17 protein-coding genes are annotated in these 17,710 nt (G+C 68.9%); 5 read left to right on the top strand and 12 right to left on the bottom strand.

Translation table 11 applies throughout. The features are described 5' to 3' along the window. Positions 1 to 24 precede the first annotated feature (24 nt). The 8 genes from rseP to rpsB all read right to left on the bottom strand — a co-directional run bounded on the left by rseP (position 25) and on the right by rpsB (position 7,476). Positions 25 to 1,389, bottom strand: a complete 1,365-nt coding sequence (gene rseP / locus HND92_RS07210; protein ID WP_015912868.1) for an RIP metalloprotease RseP — start codon at positions 1,387 to 1,389, stop codon at positions 25 to 27. Between the two features lie 119 nt (positions 1,390 to 1,508). Next, the gene (gene ispC / locus HND92_RS07205; protein WP_103738360.1) at positions 1,509 to 2,681 is read right to left on the bottom strand and encodes a 1-deoxy-D-xylulose-5-phosphate reductoisomerase; all 1,173 of its coding nucleotides are present in this window, start codon (positions 2,679 to 2,681) and stop codon (positions 1,509 to 1,511) included. Next, positions 2,678 to 3,532, bottom strand: a complete 855-nt coding sequence (locus HND92_RS07200; RefSeq protein ID WP_103738359.1) for a phosphatidate cytidylyltransferase — start codon at positions 3,530 to 3,532, stop codon at positions 2,678 to 2,680. The genes ispC and HND92_RS07200 overlap by 4 nt, the downstream gene beginning before the upstream one ends. A gap of 33 nt (positions 3,533 to 3,565) precedes the next feature. Next, positions 3,566 to 4,300 carry a polyprenyl diphosphate synthase gene (gene uppS, locus HND92_RS07195; RefSeq protein ID WP_172206624.1) on the bottom strand — a complete coding sequence of 245 codons (735 nt, stop codon included), beginning with the start codon at positions 4,298 to 4,300 and terminating at the stop codon, positions 3,566 to 3,568. A gap of 28 nt (positions 4,301 to 4,328) precedes the next feature. Next, positions 4,329 to 4,889 (bottom strand): ribosome recycling factor, encoded by a 561-nt coding sequence (gene frr / locus HND92_RS07190; protein WP_011805777.1) that lies wholly within the window; start codon positions 4,887 to 4,889, stop codon positions 4,329 to 4,331. A gap of 48 nt (positions 4,890 to 4,937) precedes the next feature. Then, positions 4,938 to 5,660 (bottom strand): UMP kinase, encoded by a 723-nt coding sequence (pyrH, locus tag HND92_RS07185; RefSeq protein ID WP_011805778.1) that lies wholly within the window; start codon positions 5,658 to 5,660, stop codon positions 4,938 to 4,940. A 57-nt stretch (positions 5,661 to 5,717) separates the two neighbouring features. Next, positions 5,718 to 6,614 carry a translation elongation factor Ts gene (tsf, locus tag HND92_RS07180; protein WP_011805779.1) on the bottom strand — a complete coding sequence of 299 codons (897 nt, stop codon included), beginning with the start codon at positions 6,612 to 6,614 and terminating at the stop codon, positions 5,718 to 5,720. Positions 6,615 to 6,723: 109 nt separating this feature from the next. Further along, the gene (gene rpsB, locus HND92_RS07175) at positions 6,724 to 7,476 is read right to left on the bottom strand and encodes a 30S ribosomal protein S2 (protein ID WP_011805780.1); all 753 of its coding nucleotides are present in this window, start codon (positions 7,474 to 7,476) and stop codon (positions 6,724 to 6,726) included. Between the two features lie 200 nt (positions 7,477 to 7,676). Here rpsB and HND92_RS07170 point away from each other — a divergent pair, with 200 nt between their 5' ends. From HND92_RS07170 to HND92_RS07155, 4 genes are all read left to right on the top strand, one after another. Beyond that, positions 7,677 to 9,023: an amidase gene (locus HND92_RS07170; protein WP_172206623.1), complete on the top strand. Its 1,347-nt coding sequence runs from the start codon at positions 7,677 to 7,679 to the stop codon at positions 9,021 to 9,023. A 51-nt stretch (positions 9,024 to 9,074) separates the two neighbouring features. Continuing rightward, the gene (locus HND92_RS07165; RefSeq protein ID WP_172206622.1) at positions 9,075 to 10,322 is read left to right on the top strand and encodes an FAD-dependent oxidoreductase; all 1,248 of its coding nucleotides are present in this window, start codon (positions 9,075 to 9,077) and stop codon (positions 10,320 to 10,322) included. A gap of 309 nt (positions 10,323 to 10,631) precedes the next feature. Continuing rightward, positions 10,632 to 12,149: an NAD(P)H-hydrate dehydratase gene (locus HND92_RS07160; protein WP_172206621.1), complete on the top strand. Its 1,518-nt coding sequence runs from the start codon at positions 10,632 to 10,634 to the stop codon at positions 12,147 to 12,149. 176 nt (positions 12,150 to 12,325) lie between these two features. Then, entirely contained in the window at positions 12,326 to 12,499 is a 174-nt protein-coding gene (locus tag HND92_RS07155) for a hypothetical protein (protein ID WP_011805784.1), read from the top strand. A 67-nt stretch (positions 12,500 to 12,566) separates the two neighbouring features. On the opposite strand, the gene HND92_RS07150 is transcribed toward HND92_RS07155, so the two are convergent. The 4 genes from HND92_RS07150 to HND92_RS07135 form a co-directional block, all read right to left on the bottom strand. Further along, positions 12,567 to 13,247, bottom strand: coding sequence for a hypothetical protein (locus HND92_RS07150; RefSeq protein ID WP_103738354.1), 681 nt, complete (start codon positions 13,245 to 13,247; stop codon positions 12,567 to 12,569). Beyond that, on the bottom strand, positions 13,244 to 14,254 hold the full coding sequence (locus tag HND92_RS07145) for an MlaD family protein (RefSeq protein WP_172206620.1): 1,011 nt from the start codon (positions 14,252 to 14,254) through the stop codon (positions 13,244 to 13,246). Before HND92_RS07145 ends, HND92_RS07150 begins: the two co-directional genes overlap by 4 nt. Before the next feature lie 15 nt (positions 14,255 to 14,269). Beyond that, positions 14,270 to 15,079, bottom strand: a complete 810-nt coding sequence (locus tag HND92_RS07140; RefSeq protein WP_011805787.1) for an ABC transporter permease — start codon at positions 15,077 to 15,079, stop codon at positions 14,270 to 14,272. A 109-nt stretch (positions 15,080 to 15,188) separates the two neighbouring features. Beyond that, positions 15,189 to 15,647, bottom strand: a complete 459-nt coding sequence (locus HND92_RS07135) for a MerR family transcriptional regulator (protein WP_103738352.1) — start codon at positions 15,645 to 15,647, stop codon at positions 15,189 to 15,191. Between the two features lie 40 nt (positions 15,648 to 15,687). Between HND92_RS07135 and HND92_RS07130 the strand changes: the two genes are divergently transcribed. Continuing rightward, entirely contained in the window at positions 15,688 to 17,709 is a 2,022-nt protein-coding gene (locus tag HND92_RS07130) for a cation-translocating P-type ATPase (protein ID WP_172206619.1), read from the top strand. Position 17,710 lies beyond the last annotated feature (1 nt).

Raw genomic sequence — 17,710 nt, 5'->3', positions numbered from 1 at the left:
TGCAGCGCAACGGCGGCGAAAAGGTTAGCCAAAAAGCCGGGTGAGGTCGTTGAACAGGGCGATGGACATCATGAGGAGAAGCACCGCGACGCCTGTGCGCTGCAGCCGCTCCATCCAGGCTTCGGACACGCCCCGTCCCGTCACCCCCTCCCAAAGATAATACATCAGGTGCCCACCATCCAATACGGGCAGCGGAAGCAGGTTCAACACTCCCAGGCTCACGCTGATGAGTGCGAGGAAGCTGAGGTACTGGGTCAGCCCCATGCTGGCGGAACGGCCTGCGTAATCGGCGATGGTCAGCGGCCCGCTGAGGTTCTTGAGCGAAGCCTCACCGATCACCATGCGGCCCATCATGCGCAGCGTGAGGACCGACACCTCCCATGTGCGCACCGTGCCTTTCCAGAGCCCTTCCAAGGGGCCGTAGTGCACGTTCACCATCTCGGGCGGCGCGCCCACATAGGCGCCGACGCGTCCCACGGCGCCGCCCGCCTCCTGTGCCACTTCGGGCGTGACTTCCAGGTCGCGCGGCTGACCGTCGCGCTCGATGCGCCAGACCTGCGTGAGCGGCTGGCCCGCCTGCACGGACGCGCGTATCAGCTCGCGCAGTTGCACGCCATCCACCACCGCCGCACTGCCCAGGCGCAGAACCACATCGCCAGCGCGCAGCCCCGCACGCGCAGCCGCGCCGCCTGGCACGACCTCGCCCAGCACGGGTCGCGTCCAGGGCGCGGTGATGCCGATGCGGCGATACAGCTGCACATCGGCCTCGCGCACGTCCAGCTGATCTATGCGCAACAGCACCTCGCGCGGCGTCGAGCCGCGCTCAGGCTGCAGCAGCAGCCGCACGTTCTGCCCGTCCAGCGCGCCGCGCGTGAGCGTCCAGCGCAGGTCTTCGAACGAGCGCACGGGCTCGAAATCGCCCTCGCCCAGCCCGGCGGACACCACCAGTTCGCCGCCGCGCAGGCCCGCCTGCTCGGCCACCGAGCCCGCTACAGGGCTGGCCAGGTAGGCCTTGGGCTCGTCCACGCCGCTCCAGTTGACGGCGGCATACAACAGCACCGCCAGGAGCAGATTGGCCAGCGGCCCCGCGGCAACGATGGCGGCGCGCGAACGCAGGGGCTGGGTATTGAAGGCCAGGTGGCGTTCATGCGGCTCGACGGGCGCCTCGCGCTCGTCCAGCATGCGCACGTACCCTCCCAGCGGAAAGGCGCCGATGACGAATTCCGTGGGTGAGCCCTTGGGCTGCCAACGCAGCAAAGGCTTGCCAAAGCCGACCGAGAAGCGGAGGACCTTGACACCGCAGGCCACCGCCACGCGGTAATGGCCGTACTCGTGCACGGCGATCAGCACGCCCAACGCGACGATGAAGGCAACGACAGTCAGCAGCATGCCTGGGGTTTCCTACAAAAATCAGAGCGCCTTGCGCTTATCCAGCAATGGTTTGAATATAAAACGCACCTGTAACCCTTGTGTGACAAGCGCAAAACGCTCACCTTTTAAGAGCATCCTCACAAGCGCACCATCAACTCCGCGGACCGCGCACGCGTGCGCGCATCCAGCGCCAGCAGTGCGTCCAGCGAGTCCGGGTTGGACGGTTCGACGGCTTCCAAAGTTGCAAGGTTGAGCGCATGGATCTGGTCGAAACGTATGCGCTGCTCCAGGAAAGCCGCCACTGCCATCTCGTTGGCGGCATTGAGCACGGCCGTGGTGCCGGGCGCCGCGCGCAACGCCTGCCAGGACAGGTGCAGCCCGGGAAAGCGCGTGGCATCCGCTTCTTCGAAGGTCAGCGCCGCCAGTTGCGTGAAATCCAGGGGTGCCGCGCCGCTTTCCACCCGCTCGGGCCAGGCCAGGCCACAGGCGATGGGCACGCGCATATCGGGCGTGCCCAACTGGGCAATGATGGACGCGTCCACGAACTGCACCATGGAGTGGATGATCTGCTGCGGGTGGATGACCACCTTGATCTGCTCGGGCGCCAGGTTGAACAGCCAGCGCGCCTCGATCACCTCCAGCGCCTTGTTCATCATCGTGGCCGAGTCGATGGAAATCTTGCGGCCCATCGAGAAGTTGGGATGCGCGCAGGCCTGCGCCGGCGTCACGTCGCGCAGCGTGGCCGGGTCGCGCGTGCGAAACGGCCCGCCCGACGCGGTGAGCAGCACGTGGTCCACGCGCCGCGGCCAGGTGGCGGGGTCTTCGGGCAGGCTCTGGAAGATGGCGGAATGCTCGCTGTCGATGGGCAGCAGCGTGGCGCCGCCTTCGCGCACCGCGGCCATGAACACCTCGCCCCCGACGACCAGCGCCTCCTTGTTGGCCAGCAGCAGGCGCTTGCCCGCACGCGCGGCCGCCAGGCACGGCGCCAGGCCCGCCGCGCCCACGATGGCCGCCATGACCGCGTCCACCTCTTCGTGGGAGGCAATGGCTTGCAGCGCATCGGGTGTTTGCAGCACCTCGGTGGGCAAGCCACTCTGCTGCAGTTTGTCTGCCAGCTGCCGCGCATGCGCACTGCTGGCCATCACCGCATAGCGCGGACGGAACTGCGCGCACTGCGCCAGCATCAGGTCCACCTGCGTGGCCGCGCTCAGCGCAAAGACTTCGTAGCGATCGGGGTGGCGTGCCACCACGTCGAGGGTGCTGGTGCCGATGGATCCCGTGGAACCCAGCACCGTGAGACGTTGTTTCATGCGGATGCGAAATGAGAAAGCATCATGGCCAGGGGCAGCGTGGGCAGCAGCGCATCAATGCGGTCCAGTACGCCGCCGTGGCCGGGCAGCAGGCCGCTGCTGTCCTTGACACCGGCGCTGCGCTTGATGAGCGACTCCACCAGGTCGCCTACCACGCTCATTGCGGCCATGAACAATGCGCCAACGACCAGCAGCCATACGCCCTGGGCTGCCAGGCGTGAGTACAGGCTGGGCACGCTGGCCTGCCAGGCCCCATCGGCCGCGGTCCAGGCCGCGGCCAGCACCAGCACACCCAGCATGCCACCCCACACCCCTTCCCAGCTCTTGCCGGGGCTGATAGAGGGAGCCAGCTTGTTGCGCGTGAAGCGCAGGCCAAAAGCGCGGCCGGCAAAGTAGGCAAAGATGTCGGCCGCCCACACCAGGGTCAGAACCGACAGAAGGAAATTGACCCCCACCACGCGCGCCTGGGCCACGGCCAGCCAGGCCATCCACAGCGCCAGCACGCCGCCGGCCACGCGCAGCCCGCGCGGCAGCTGCGGCCAGCCGGCCACGCCGACGCGCAGCAAGGCGGCCCCACCCAGCACCCAGGCAGCGCCGCCCACCAGCCACAGCCAGGGCAGCGGCTGGTGCAGCCAGCCCGCGGCCCACCCGAGGCCGCACAGCACTACACACGCCGCCCCCAGGCCGATGCTGGCGCCGCCGCCGAGGCCGTTGAGCCGACCCCATTCCCACGCCGCCGCAGCCATCATGACCAGCGTCACCACGGCAAAGGGCACGAACGAGGGATAGAACAATGCCGGCAACAGAATGGCCAGCAGGACCAACGCGGTGATGACACGTTGCTTGAGCATCCAGGCCCCTTCAGCGATGTGCGGTGGACGGAATCAGGCACGCAGCGAACCGGGCTGCTGCGCTTGTACCTGGTCGGAGGTTTGGCCAAAGCGGCGCTCGCGCGCCGCGAAGTCCGCGATGGCTTCATCCAGTGCGGCCTCGTCGAAATCGGGCCACAGGCGGTCACTGAAATACAGTTCGGTATAGGCGGCCTGCCACAGCAGGAAGTTGCTGATGCGCCGCTCGCCACCGGTTCGGATCAGCAGATCCGGATCGGGCACATGGGCCATGCCCATGGCGGCATGCAGGCTGGCCTCGGTGATGGGCTCGCCCCGCGCTGCAAGCGCAGCTGCGGCCTGCGTGATGTCCCAGCGGCCGCCGTAGTTGAAGCAGACATTGAGCACCAGGCGCTGGTTGCTTGCGGTGGCCGCCTCGGCACGCTGGAGCCCTTCGCGCACCTGCGCCGAAATGCCCGACTTTTCCCCCACGAAGTGCACCTGCACGCCATCCCGGGCCAGTTGCGGCACCTCACGTGTCAGCGCCTTGGCAAGCAGATCCATGAGACCGGACACCTCGTCCGCCGGACGGTTCCTGTTCTCGGAGGAAAACGCGAACACGGTAAGCACGCCCACGCCGCGTTGGACGCAGGCATGCACGCAGCGCCGCAGCGATTCCACGCCCTGCCGATGCCCCGCCAGGCGCGGCAGGAAGCGGCGCGTCGCCCAGCGGCCGTTGCCATCCATGACGATGGCAATGTGGTGGGGAATGGCTCCCTGCACGGTGGGCATGAATCCAGGATCGATCCGCAAAACCGGATCAGATCGCCATGATTTCCTGCTCCTTGGCCGCCACCAAGGCATCGATCTCTGCAATGTGCTTGTCGGTGGTTTTCTGCACATCGGCCTCGGCGCGCTTTTGGTCGTCCTCGGAGGCGAGCTTGTCCTTGACCAGCTTCTTGACGCCCTCATTGGCGTCGCGGCGCAGGTTGCGGATGGCCACCTTGGCGCCCTCGCCTTCGCTGCGCGCCAGCTTGGTCATCTCCTTGCGGCGCTCTTCACTCATCGGCGGCATGGGCACGCGGATCAGGTCGCCCATGGAGGCCGGGTTCAGCCCCAGATCGCTTTCACGGATCGCCTTCTCGATCTTGGCACCCATGTTCTTTTCCCAGGGCTGCACACTGATGGTGCGCGCGTCGAGCAAGGCCACGTTGGCCACCTGGGACAACGGCACCATGGATCCGTAGTACTCGACATGGATCGTGTCGAGCAGCTGCGGGTTGGCGCGGCCGGTGCGGATCTTGGCCAGGTTGTTCTTGAAGGCGGCGATGGACTGGTCCATCTTCGCCTCGGTCGTCTTCTTGATGTCGGCAATCGTCATGTGTGGTTCCTCTGCAAGCGGGCAATCAGGCCAGGCGCGGCAAAGCCATCAAGCGTACACCAACGTGCCTTCGTCTTCGCCCATCACCACGCGCTTCAGCGCGCCATGTTTCACGATGGAGAACACGCGGATCGGCAGCTTCTGGTCGCGGCACAGGGCAAAGGCCGTCGCGTCCAGGATGCCCAGGTTGCGGCTCATGGCCTCGTCGAACGTGAGCTTGGCATAGCGGGTGGCCGACGGGTCCTTCATCGGATCGGCCGTGTACACGCCGTCGACCTTGGTCGCCTTGAGCACCACCTCGGCGCCGATCTCGGCGCCGCGCAGCGCGGCGGCCGTGTCGGTGGTGAAGAACGGGTTGCCGGTTCCGGCGGCGAACACCACCACTTTGCCCTCTTCGAGGTACTGCAGCGCCTTGGGACGCACGTAGGGCTCCACCACCTGCTCGATGCCGATGGCGGACATCACGCGGGCCGTCAGCCCCTGCTTGTCCATGGCGTCCGCCAGGGCCAGCGCGTTCATCACGGTGGCCAGCATGCCCATGTAGTCGGCCGTGGCGCGGTCCATGCCCACGGACCCGCCCGCCACACCGCGGAAGATGTTGCCCCCGCCGATCACCACCGCCACTTGCACGCCCAGGCGGGTGACCTCGGCGATCTCCTCGACCATGCGCACGATCGTGGCACGGTTGATGCCGAATGCGTCATCGCCCATGAGCGCCTCACCAGACAACTTGAGCAGGATGCGCTTGTGGGCTGGCGTGGCGAGGGTCATGGGCAATTCTCCGTAAGGCTGGACTGGGGGGATGAAGGGCGTGGGCGGCAGGCGCTATCAGGCGCCCGACTTGGCGGCAGCGACTTGCGCAGCCACCTCGGCGGCGAAATCGTCCACCTTCTTCTCGATGCCCTCGCCCACCACGTACAGGGTGAAGCCCTTCACCGTGGTGTTGGCGGCCTTGAGCATCTGGGCCACGGTCTGCTTGCCATCGGCGGCCTTCACGAAGACCTGGTCGGCCAGCGAGACTTCCTTGAGGTACTTCTGCACCGAGCCTTCGACCATCTTGGCGGCGATATCGGCCGGCTTGCCGGACTCGGCGGCCTTGCCCTCGGCCACGGCACGCTCCTTGGCGATCAGGTCGGCAGGCACGTCGGCGCTGGTCAGCGCCACGGGCTTCATGGCGGCCACATGCATGGCCACGTCCTTGGCGGCCACGGCATCGCCGTCGAACTCCACCACCACGCCGATGCGCGAGCCGTGCAGGTAGGCGGCCAGGTTGGAGCCGCTGAAACGCTTGAAACGACGGAAAGACATGTTCTCGCCGATCTTGCCGATCAGGCCCTTGCGCACATCTTCCAGGGTGGGGCCGAAGCCATCCTGCTCATAGGCCAATTGGCCCAGGGCTTCGATGTCCGCGGGGTTGTGCTCAGCGACCAGCTTGGCGGCGGCGTTGGCCATGGCGATGAAGCTGTCGTTCTTGGACACGAAGTCGGTTTCGCTGTTCACTTCGATCAGCGCACCCACGTTGCCGTTGATGAACGATGCCACCACGCCTTCGGCCGTCACGCGGGAAGCGGCCTTGCCGGCCTTGGTGCCCAGCTTGACGCGCAGCAGCTCTTCGGCCTTGGCCATATCGCCGTCGGCCTCGGTCAGGGCCTTCTTGCATTCCATCATGGGGGCATCGGTCTTGCCACGCAGTTCGGCAACCATGCTTGCGGTAATTGCAGCCATCGTGTTTCTCCAGTTCTTGAGTTCAGTTCGTTACAGGATCAGAAGCTAAAAAAAAAGGGGGCTCACCAGGGGCCCCGCTTTTTTTGCGACGCATCGCGCGGCCCTTGACTTAGGCGGCGTTCTCGTCCACTTCCACGAATTCGTCGGAGCCTTCGGCAGCCACAGCCTTGGCCACTTCCGTCACGGCGTTGGCACGGCCTTCAAGGATAGCGTCGGCGATGCCGCGAGCGTACAGAGCCACAGCCTTGGCCGAGTCGTCGTTACCCGGGATCACGTAGTCAATACCCTCGGGCGAGTGGTTGGAATCCACCACACCGATCAGCGGGATACCCAGCTTCTTGGCTTCGGACACGGCGATCTTGTGGTAGCCCACGTCGATCACGAAGATGGCATCGGGCAGCGCAGCCATGTCCTGAATGCCCCCGATGTCCTTCTCGAGCTTTTCCAGCTCGCGCGAGAACATCAGCTGCTCCTTCTTGCTCATGGACTCCAGGCCGGCTTCCTGCTGTGCCTTCATGTCCTTCAGGCGCTTGATGGAGGTCTTGACGGTCTTGAAGTTGGTCAGCATGCCGCCCAGCCAGCGCTGGTCGACATAGGGCACGCCAGCGCGCTGGGCCTGCTCGGCTACCAGTTCGCGGGCCTGGCGCTTGGTGCCGACCATCAGGATCGTGCCGCGGTTGGCAGCCAACTGCTTGGCGAACTTCTGCGCCTCCTGGAACATCGGCAGCGACTTTTCCAGGTTGATGATGTGAATCTTGTTGCGATGGCCGAAGATGAAGGGGGCCATCTTGGGGTTCCAGAAGCGCGTTTGGTGACCAAAGTGGACACCGGCTTCCAGCATTTCACGCATGGTGACGGACATGAGGTTTCTCCGAAGGTTGGGTCTAAAATCCAGCCTCAATACTTGCCCACTGAATCGCTCTTGCGTGGAACTTGCAGTCCCACGAGAGGGCAGAGGGCAACACCTTGAGAGGGCTGGTTTGCGATTAAGTTCTGCATGGTGCCTGGCAGCACGGCGGCGGCGCAGCTCTCAGCAAAACCCAAAGATTCTAGCATATCCCCATGTTGGCTGACCTCGTCTCCACCCGCAGCCACGTAGCTGCCGGGCATAGCAGCGCACGCGATGAAATCGAGCGCTGCATCGCCGCCGCCGAAGGGCCCACCTGCGCCCATGTGTTCCGCCAGACCAGCTTCGACCAGGCCCGCGCAGCAGCCGCCGTGCCCTGCGTGGAGCGTCTGCCGCTGGCGGGCCTTGCCGTGTCGGTCAAGGATCTGTTCGACATCCAGGGCATGACCACCGCCGCGGGCTCCACCGTGTTGCGGGATGCGCCGCCCGCGCCGGCCGACAGCCCGGCCGTGGCGCGCCTGCGCCGCGCGGGCGCAGCGTTCATCGGCCGCACGCACATGGTGGAGTTCGCCTTCTCCGGCGTGGGTGTGAATCCGCACTTCGGCACGCCCGCCGCATTTGACGCCCGCCACGGCGCGCTGCCCGGCCCGGCGCGGGTGTGCGGGGGCTCATCGTCGGGCGCCGGGGTGTCGGTGGCCACGGGCGCGGCCTTCATTGGCCTGGGCTCCGACACGGGCGGCTCGATCCGTATCCCGGCCGCGCTGAACGGCATCGTGGGTTTCAAGAACACCGCGCGCCTCGTGCCCACCGAAGGCGCCGTCCCCTTGTCCACGACGCTGGACACGGCCTGCGCACTCACCCGCACGGTGCGCGATGCCGTCGTGGCGCACGAGATCCTGGCGGCACGGCGCGTCACGCGCAGCCCCGCACCGCTGTCGGCCTGGCGGCTGGCCGTACCCGCCACACTGTTCCTGGACGGACTGGACGCCACCGTGACACGCGCCTTCGAGCGCACGCTGTCACGCCTGCGCGCGGCCGGCGCCCAGATCACCGAGATTGCCTTAACAGAAACCGCCCAGTTGGCCGATGTGAACGCCACCGGCGGGTTTTCCGCCGCCGAAAGCTACGCCTGGCACCGCACGCTGCTGGCGCAGCACGGCAACGCCTACGATCCGCGCGTGAAGAGCCGCATCGAGCGCGGCGCTGGCATGTCCGCCGCCGACTACATCGATCTGCTGCACGCGCGGCGCGCCTGGATCGCACGCATGCAGACCGCCATGGCCGACTTCGACGCCCTGCTCTCGCCCACTGTGCCCATCGTGGCGCCCCCCATCGCATCGGTCGCGCCGGGCAGCGAGCGCGACGCGGAGTTCTTTCGCGTCAACGGATTGCTGCTGCGCAACACCAGCGTGGTCAACATGCTGGACGGCTGCGCCCTGTCCCTGCCCTGCCACGAAGCGGGCGAACTGCCCGTGGGCCTGATGGTGTGGCACGGCGCACTGCGCGACGACCCGGTGCTGAACATCGGCCTGCTGATCGAACAAGAACTACAAAAACAATAGCTACTAGCGCTTATCCTACGGGCGCTAGAGGCATATTTCGCTTCAATTTTCATGCACATCATCATCGTGGGCGCCGGCATCGTCGGCGCGGCCACTGCTTATGAACTGGCCGCGGACGGCCATCAGGTCACCGTGGTCGAGCAGCGCGGCGCCGCGGCAGAGGAGGCGAGCTTCGGCAGCTCCGGCCTGCTGGCGCCCTCGCTACTCATGCCGTGGGCGGCGCCGGGCCTGGGCGGGCCGCTCGGCCGCTGGCCTTGGAGCCGCGATGCCACGCTGCGCCTGGTACGCGGCGCCGGCATGGCAGGCCGGCGCTGGCGCTGGCGCTGGTCCCAGGCGGGTCGCCGGCCCGAGACGGCGGCGCGGCTGGCCGCGCTGGAAGGTCTGGGCCGCTACAGCCTGGCACGCACGCGCGAACTCATCCACCAATGGGACGTGGACCTGGAAACCAGCCGCGGCACTCTGGTGCTGCTGCGCCGCCCCGAAGATGTGGAGCGCCTGCAGCCCGCGTTGAAGGTGCTGCGCGACGCGGGCGTGGGCCTGCGCGATGTGGATGCCGACACCGCGCGGCTCATCGAGCCCGGCCTGTCCACCGACGTGCCGCTGGCGGGCGCCGTGCATGTACCGGATGGCGAGTCCGGCAACTGCCGGCTGTTTGCGCAGATCCTGCGCCACGCGGCGCAGGAGCGCGGCGCACAGTTCGTGTTCGGCGCGCATGTCCGCGCTCTCAGCGCATCGCCGCCCGGCGTCCACGTCGTAGGCGAAGCCGCCCCGCGCCAGGCCGACGCCGTGGTGCTGTGCGCCGGCGTGGCCAGCGCCGCGCTGCTGCGCCCGCTGGGGCGCCACCTGCCCCTGGAGGCCGTACATGGCTACACCGTCAGCGCGCCGGTGCGCGAGGACAGCCATGCACCCCAGGGCTCGGTGATCGATCCGCTGCACCGCATCACCATCACCCGCCAGGGTCAGCGCGTGCGTGTGTCCGGCGGCGCCGAGATCGGGCACAGCAACGGCAGCCACCACGCGCCCACGCTGCAGACGCTCTACCTCGCGCTGTCGGGCTGGTTCCCGGGCGGCGCACTCACCTCGTCCCCGCAAGTGCAGGTCTGGCGCGGCGCGCGCCCCACGCTGACCGATGGCGCCCCCGCCATCGGCGCGAGCGATGTGTCCGGCCTGTGGATCAACACCGGCCATGGCGCTTGCGGCTGGGCCCAGGCCTGTGGCAGTGCCCGCGCCCTGGCGGACCTGATCGCCCAGCGCAGTCCGGCGATTGACCTGCAGCCCTTTGCGCCGCAGCGCTTCTAGGGCCTGTTCACACTATTTTTGCCAGTGCGAATGGCGTGAAAACCGCGCCAATCTAGGCGCGTGACGACGCCAAGGCCGGGGCCTTGGCTAGGAGGGCAACGACGAATGGCGCGGTTTTCACTCCGTTCCCTCCGGGTTGCGATCAAAAAGGGCCATTCGCGGCGTTGCCAAGCCTCGCTGGGGTAGCACCCCAGCTTCGTTTGGCGCCTTGCGCCTGGCCCTTTTTGATCGCAACGCATCTGGCAAAAATAGTGTGAACAGGCCCTAGCGCGCTTCGCACGGCCCCCGCCCGGCGCCACAATGCCGGGCATGCAGCGCATCGCACCTGACCGGCCCCATCCCCTGTTCGACACCGCGGCCACGCGCCGCCTGGAGGCCAGCGCCGCCGCTGCCCTCGCGCCCCACACGCTGATGCAGCGCGCCGGCCAGGCCACGGCCCGGTTGGCGCTCGCGCTGGCTCCACATGCGCGCACCTTCTGGTTCGCCTGCGGCGGCGGCAACAACGGCGGCGATGGGCTGGAGGCCGCCCTGCTGCTGCACCGCGGCGGCCACCCGGTCGTGGTGACTTGGCTGGGAACGCCCGAGACGGCGCCTGCCGACGCGCGCCAGTCCTGGCAGCGCGCACAAGAGGCCGGTGTGCCGTTCGCGGCTGAGCCACCCTTTCTCGGTCCGCAGGACCTGTGCGTGGATGCGCTGCTGGGCATCGGCCTGAGCGCCGATCCGCGCCCCCGCAGGCCCGACGCGCGGCTGCTGCAATGGCTGGCCCGCATGCACGCCTGCGCGGCACCCACGCTGTGCGTGGACCTGCCCTCCGGCCTGGTAGCGGAATCAGGCCAGTACATCCCGGGGCTGGCGCCGGCCCAACCAGGTGCCACGGCGGCGCGCCACACGCTGAGCCTGCTCACGCTCAAGCCAGGCCTGTTCACCGGCCAGGGCCGCGACGCAGCGGGCAGCGTGTGGTTTGATGACCTGGGCGCGCCGGCATCAACCGAAACCCCTTGCGCCTGGCTCGCCGGCCCCCCCGCCCCGGCCGTACGCGCCCATGCCAGCCACAAGGGCAGCTACGGCGACGTGGCCGTCATCGGCGGCGAAGGCCTGCAGGCGCGCGGCATGGGCATGACGGGTGCGGCCCTTTTAGCCGCCAGCGCGGCGTTGCACGCCGGCGCGGGCCGCGTGATGGTGGCGCTGCTGGACGCCGGCGCACTCCCCGCCCTGCCGCAGCAGCCTGAACTGATGCTGCGCCGTTGTGACGCGCTGGCGCTGGACCACGCCACCGTGGTCTGCGGCTGTGGCGGCGGCGCGGCCGTGGCGGCCGTGCTGCCAGACGTCCTGCAGCAATCGGCACGCCTGGTGCTGGACGCAGACGCGCTGAACGCCGTGGCCGCCGACCCCCATCTGCAGCATCTGCTGCGCGAGCGTGGCCGGCAGGGCCGCCCCACCGTGCTGACTCCGCACCCCCTGGAGGCCGCGCGGCTGCTGGCCGGCACCACGGCCGCCGTGCAGGCCGACCGCCTGGCCGCCGCGCGCACGCTGGCCGATCAGTACGGCTGCACCGTGCTGCTCAAGGGCTCGGGCAGCGTGATTGCCGCACCGGGGCGCACGCCCCTCGTCAACCCCACGGGCAACGCACGCCTGGCCACGGGCGGCACCGGTGACGTGCTGGCCGGCCTGGTGGGGGCGCGCTTGGCCGCGGAGCCTGCACAGGCCGGTGCGGCATTTGCGGCGGCGGGCCGCGCCTGCTGGGAGCACGGCGCTGCCGCCGACCGCTGGCCCACCGGGAGGTCCCTCACCGCGGGAGCGCTCGCACGCGCACTGAACGCTGGGTGACCGCGCAGCATGCCGCGCGGTCCGGTCGCCGCACGATTGCATCCAACGGTAACGGTGGTTTCCAAGCTGCGCATATCTACCTTGTCTTACAGACGGTATGCGGACTGAAGCGCTTTAATCGCTCCATGTCCTGGTATGCATGCATACCGTGTGTTCCACCCACCTGAGGTACTGCCATGAAACGCCATTTCCGCCCCGGATCGCGCGCCTACGCGGCCTTTGTGGTCACCGTGGTCCTGGCCTTCGCGGCCAGCGTCATGACCCTGGTGCCCCACCAGACGACCCAGGTGGCCGACTCGCAGGTGCACAGCCAGCTGGAGCAACTCGTTCCCGCTGGCGTCTTCGACTGAGCTCCCTCTCACTCCTCCCCTCCAGCCGCCTTCGGGCGGCTTTTTTGCGGGCCGCCCGGGCCGGGCTTCAGGGCACGGCGCTGGCGGGTGCGCCGCCGCTTTCCACCACAGCGACGCGCCGCCGCAGCGCGGCCTCCAACGCGGTATCGCCCGCCGCACCCGCCCGTTCGGCGCGCAGCAGCAGCCAGGCCATCAACGGGCGGCGCCATCCCTGCGCCGAGGCGGTGTCGGTGGCCAGCACCATGACTTCCGGCGTAGCGCGCCCGGCGCGCACGGCCGCACCCGCTGCCACCAGGCGCGCCAAGGGGTCGGCAATCCCGGCAATGGACTGGGGGCTGGCTGCGGCGGCGCGTTGTGCCTCGGGCAGCAGCGCCGCCTGCGCGGGCGTGGCGCGGCCTGCGAGGTAGTCGGCATAGGCCTGCTCCGGCGGCGCCGCATCGGCGCGCAACGGCTCGAAAGCCGTGCAGGGCTGCAGTTGCAGGCTGGCGACCTGCGCGGCGCAGCGCATCAGCTCCACGCGCGCCAGCAACTCGGGCCGGCCGGTGCGTGCCACCTCGGCGCGTGCACGGGTCCATTCCTGGTCGGCCACGCGGGTGTTGCCGGACAGGTAGGCCTCGGTCGCCCGCTCGGCCGCGCCGTGGGCATTCATCTGCCAGTCGGGCACCGGCGCCTTGCCGGCGCAGGCCGACAGCACCACGGCCAGCGCGGGTGCCAAGCCCCGGCACAAGAGAAGCTGCAGGGAGGTCATGGCAGTTTCAGCTCCGTTTCGCGGGCAAAGGGCCACTTGCGGTTGATCTCGTTCACCAGCGCATCCACCTTGCGCAGGCTGCCTTCCACCTCGGCGCGCAACGTGCCCAGGTCGGTCGTGGCCTCGCGCGCGTTGGCGCCCACGGCCTGGGCCTCGGCCAGCACGGCGTCCACCTTGGTGAGGCTCTGGCGCGCGTCGGCCAGCAAACCGTTGAGCTGCACCACGGCGGCCCGCACCTCGGGCACCAGGCCGGGGTCGCCCTGCGCACCGAAGACCTGCCTGTCCGCCTTGGCGGCCATGCCGTCGATGCGCGCAAGCAGCTGGTTGGTGCGCTCCAGCGTGGTGAGGATCTTCTTCGCGTCCGCCTCGTTGCCCATGAGCACGCCCAGGGCGCCGCTTGGCGCGTTGAGCCGCTCGGTGAGTGTGCGCACCTGGGCCATGGCGCCACCCAGGGCGGACTCTGCGCCGGTCATGGCGTTCAGGTTGTCCAGCAGCTGGCGTGCCGATGACATGAGCTGCGGAATCTCCGCCGTGGCGTCGCCGCGCAGCACGGGTCGCTCGGCGCCGTCCTCCAGCGGCGGGTCGGCCAGCATGCCGCTGTAGGCCTTGATGGTGGTGCCGCCCACCAGTCCGCTGACCAGGGTGAACACGCTGGAGGTGCGCAGCCAGTGCGCGTCGCGCTGGGCCACGTCGATGAGGATGCGCACGTTGCCGGTCTCGGCCAGTTCGATGCGCCGCACCCGGCCGATGGGAAAGCCCGAGAACGTCATGTCCATGCCCACGACCACACCCTCGGAATCTTCGGCCGTGAGCACCAGCCGCTGCGTGGGCTCGAACGCGCCGCGCGCGTACAGCAGGTACAGGCCCGCACCCAGCACGAGCACCAGCGTGAACAGCAGCAGCGCCGCCGCCTTGCGCTCCAGATGGGCCACGGGCCGCAGCAACTCTACCGGCGCGTTCGCCGGCGGTTCGGACAGCGGGGGTTGGGGACGTTGCGGATCGGTCATCGCGTGGCCATGAAATCAGTAGTAATTGCCCATCAGCGAGATCACCTCGATGAGCAGCAGCACAGCGAACATGCGCGCCAAGCCGCCCAGCTCGGAGTCGGGCTGCTGGGCCTGGCGTGCGTCGCCGCTCTCGTAGAGCCCCGAAGCCATGGGAATCAGCGCCACGGCCAGGCTGAAGAACACGGTCTTGAGCACGAACACCAGCGTGATCTGCGGCGCGAACACATGGCCGAACATGCGCGTGTACACCGGCAGCCCCGCCGTGTTGAGCCCATACACGCCCAGGTAGGCCATGACCAGCGCCACTACGCACGACAGCGCCGCCAGCGTGATGCTGGCATACACGCCGGCCACCACGCGCGGCAGCAGCTCCATGCGCACGGGGTCGGCGCCACGCTGGCGCAGAGCCTGAAGGTGGCCCGACTGGCGCATCAGCGCCAGCTGCGTGCCGTTGGGAATGGTGGCGCGCATCGCCACGAACAGCGCGGCGGTCAGCGGGATCAGCTCCAGCACCAGCACGCGGATCACCATCTCCAGCGCATAGCGCGACAGGCCGTAGCTGAGCGCGGTGACGACCACGATGCGCGTGATGACCAGACTGATGAGTGCCGCCAGCACCGTGAAACCCAGCAGGATGGGCGCGGTGTCCTGGTACATGTGGCGCGCCAGCCGCCAGCGCGTGGCGCGGCCGTAGCTGGACGGCGAGAGCATCAGCACCATGACCACGGCGCCCAGGTAGATGATGCGCCACCACGCCACGGCCCAACGCCGCGCCTGGGCCCACAGGCGCCGGGGCACGATGGAAGGGTGCAGGCTGGCGTTCATGCGCGGATCATAGGCGAAGGCTGCATTCGATAAGTAACAAATTAGCCGCTAGCGCTTATGCAGCAAGCGCTAGCAGCTATTAACACCATAGCAACCTGTGCCATGGGCCTCATACATGCCTGCGGGTCGCCGGCCCTGCGGGCGGCACGGGATCGGCATCGGCGCGTGCATGCAACGCCTCGATCACGTGGCACTGCCCTCCCGTGCCGTCGCAACGGCTGCGCAGCGACAGCAGTTCCTGCTCCAGCGTCGCCAGCTCGGCCATGCGCGTGCGCACGTGCGCCAGGTGCTCGTCCAGCGTGACGCAGGCGGCATGGCCGTCGGCGGTACTGCAGGCGTCCAATGCCAGCAGGCCGCGCACCTCCTGCAGCGACATGTCCATGGCGCGGCACAGCCGCACGAAGCGCATGCGGTGGACCTCCTCGTCGCTGTAGAGGCGGTAGCGGTTGTCCGCGCGGGTCTGCGCGGGCAGCAGGCCTTCCTTTTCGTAATAGCGGATGTTGGCTGGTGGCACGCCCGAGAGCCGGGCGGCATCACCGATACGGTGGCGGGGGCTTTGTCGCAGCATGGCTTGACCTTGGAGTGGCTTCAAGGTTTCCAATCATGGCATGAGCCAAAGCCATCCCTCCCATTCCGCGTCCCATTCCCATGGCCCGGGCGCGGCAAACCTGCCTCCTTCGCCTGCATCCGCATGCAGCGGCTGCGCCTGCAGCACATCGGCGGGCGACGGCCACGACCACGGCACCCTGCCCGGTTGGCCGCGCATCGCCGCGGCGCTGGCCCTGGCCACGGGCGCCGAGGCGGCGCACTGGATGCAGCAGGACCACGCCGGCATGGCCCTGGCCGTGGTGGCGATTGCACTGTCGGGCCTGGGCGTGTACCGGGTGGGCCTCAAAGACCTTGCGCGCCTGCGCCTGGGCATCCACGCGCTCATGGCCGTGGCGGTGACGGGCGCCTTCCTCATCGGCCAGTGGCCCGAGGCAGCGATGGTCATGGCGCTGTACGTGGCGGCCGAGCGCATCGAGGACGGCGCCATGGACCGCGCGCGCCATGCCATACGCCAGCTGCTGCAACTGGCGCCCGCCACGGCCGACGTGCTGCAGCCGAATGGCAGCACCCTGAGCCTGCCCGTGGACCAGGTGCCGCTGGGTGCCACCGTGCGCATCGCCCCGGGCGCGCATGTGCCGCTGGACGGCACCGTCACCCACGGCAGCAGCAGCGTGAACCAGGCCCCCATCACCGGCGAGAGCCAACTGGCCGACAAGGCCGCCGGCGACCCGCTGTACGCGGGCAGCGTGAACCAGCAGGGCGAGCTGCTGATGCAGGTGAACACCCCGCCCGGCGACACGCTGATTGCGCGCATCGTGCGCACGGTGGAGCAGGCGCAGGCCAGCAAGGCCCCCATCCAGCGCTTCGTGGACCGCTTTGCCGCCATCTACACGCCCGTCGTGTTCGCACTGGCCGTGCTGCTGGCGCTGCTGGCCCCCCCGCTGATGGGCTGGACCTGGACGCAGTCCACCTACCAGGCGCTGGCGCTGCTGGTCATCGCCTGCCCCTGCGCACTGGTCATCTCCACGCCGGTCACGGTGGTCAGCGCGCTCACGGCCGCCGCGCGGCGCGGCATCCTCATCAAGGGCGGCAGCGCGCTGGAGGCCGCGCGCGGCCTGCGCGTGGTGGCGCTGGACAAGACCGGCACGCTGACCACTGGCAGCCCTGCCCTGGTGCAGTGGCGTGCCCTGAACGGCGCCGATGCCGACGCCGTGGCAGATGTGGCCTGGCAGTTGGCCAGCCGGTCTGAGCACCCCGTCTCGCGCGCCATCGCCGCCGGCCTGCCCGCGGCCACCCACAACGGCGTGCAGAACCTGCAGGCCCTGCCCGGTCGCGGCGTGCAGGCCGAGGTGGGCGGCCAGCGCTGGTGGCTGGGCAACCTGCGCCTGATGCGCGAACAAGGCCTGGCCGACGCTGCGCTCGAAGACGCCCTGGCCCAACAGGAGCGGCAGGGCCGCACCGTCACCTTGCTGGCCGACGCGCAAGCCGTGCGCGCGCTGTTCGCCGTGGCCGACCCGCTGCGCGGCCACGCGCGCCAGGCCATCGCCGAACTGCGCGCGCTGGGCGTGCACCCGGTGGTGTTGAGCGGCGACAACCCGGCCACCGCACAGGCCATCGCGGCCGAGGCGGGCATTACCGACGCGCAGGACGCGCTCGGCGGCCTGCTGCCGCAGGACAAGCTCGACACCCTGGCCGCGCTGCAGCGCACGCGCGGCCCCACCGCCATGGCGGGCGACGGCATCAACGATGCGCCCGCGCTGGCCCAGGCCGACGTGGGCTTCGCCATGGGCGGCGCACACAGCACCGGCATGGCCATGGAGACGGCCGACGTGGTACTCATGAACGACGACCTGCGCCGCATTCCCGACACCGTGCGGCTGGCACGCCGCGCACACGCCGTGCTGTGGCAGAACATCACCCTGGCACTGGGCATCAAGGCCGCGTTCTTCACCCTGGCGCTGCTGGGCATGGCCAGCATGTGGATGGCCGTGGCAGCCGACATGGGCGTGAGCCTGCTGGTGGTGGCCAACGGGCTGCGCCTGCGCCGCGGCGCCTCTATCGCGGCGAAGGAGGCCGCATGAC

Origin of the sequence: Diaphorobacter sp. JS3050, assembly GCF_013154915.1 — a bacterium.
Lineage (GTDB): Bacteria > Pseudomonadota > Gammaproteobacteria > Burkholderiales > Burkholderiaceae_C > Diaphorobacter > Diaphorobacter nitroreducens.
Note: the sequence above shows the minus strand (reverse complement) of the source record. Positions and strands in the feature narration are given on the sequence as shown.

What these genes read in the sequence shown, in the direction of transcription:
- rseP (WP_015912868.1), bottom strand. Translation starts at nt 1,389, where the DNA reads ATGCTGCTGACTGTCGTTGCCTTCATCGTCGCGTTGGGCGTGCTGATC.
- ispC (WP_103738360.1), bottom strand. Translation starts at nt 2,681, where the DNA reads ATGAAACAACGTCTCACGGTGCTGGGTTCCACGGGATCCATCGGCACC.
- HND92_RS07200 (WP_103738359.1), bottom strand. Translation starts at nt 3,532, where the DNA reads ATGCTCAAGCAACGTGTCATCACCGCGTTGGTCCTGCTGGCCATTCTG.
- uppS (WP_172206624.1), bottom strand. Translation starts at nt 4,300, where the DNA reads ATGCCCACCGTGCAGGGAGCCATTCCCCACCACATTGCCATCGTCATG.
- frr (WP_011805777.1), bottom strand. Translation starts at nt 4,889, where the DNA reads ATGACGATTGCCGACATCAAGAAGACGACCGAGGCGAAGATGGACCAG.
- pyrH (WP_011805778.1), bottom strand. Translation starts at nt 5,660, where the DNA reads ATGACCCTCGCCACGCCAGCCCACAAGCGCATCCTGCTCAAGTTGTCT.
- tsf (WP_011805779.1), bottom strand. Translation starts at nt 6,614, where the DNA reads ATGGCTGCAATTACCGCAAGCATGGTTGCCGAACTGCGTGGCAAGACC.
- rpsB (WP_011805780.1), bottom strand. Translation starts at nt 7,476, where the DNA reads ATGTCCGTCACCATGCGTGAAATGCTGGAAGCCGGTGTCCACTTTGGT.
- HND92_RS07170 (WP_172206623.1), top strand. Translation starts at nt 7,677, where the DNA reads ATGTTGGCTGACCTCGTCTCCACCCGCAGCCACGTAGCTGCCGGGCAT.
- HND92_RS07165 (WP_172206622.1), top strand. Translation starts at nt 9,075, where the DNA reads ATGCACATCATCATCGTGGGCGCCGGCATCGTCGGCGCGGCCACTGCT.
- HND92_RS07160 (WP_172206621.1), top strand. Translation starts at nt 10,632, where the DNA reads ATGCAGCGCATCGCACCTGACCGGCCCCATCCCCTGTTCGACACCGCG.
- HND92_RS07155 (WP_011805784.1), top strand. Translation starts at nt 12,326, where the DNA reads ATGAAACGCCATTTCCGCCCCGGATCGCGCGCCTACGCGGCCTTTGTG.
- HND92_RS07150 (WP_103738354.1), bottom strand. Translation starts at nt 13,247, where the DNA reads ATGACCTCCCTGCAGCTTCTCTTGTGCCGGGGCTTGGCACCCGCGCTG.
- HND92_RS07145 (WP_172206620.1), bottom strand. Translation starts at nt 14,254, where the DNA reads ATGACCGATCCGCAACGTCCCCAACCCCCGCTGTCCGAACCGCCGGCG.
- HND92_RS07140 (WP_011805787.1), bottom strand. Translation starts at nt 15,079, where the DNA reads ATGAACGCCAGCCTGCACCCTTCCATCGTGCCCCGGCGCCTGTGGGCC.
- HND92_RS07135 (WP_103738352.1), bottom strand. Translation starts at nt 15,647, where the DNA reads ATGCTGCGACAAAGCCCCCGCCACCGTATCGGTGATGCCGCCCGGCTC.
- HND92_RS07130 (WP_172206619.1), top strand. Translation starts at nt 15,688, where the DNA reads ATGAGCCAAAGCCATCCCTCCCATTCCGCGTCCCATTCCCATGGCCCG.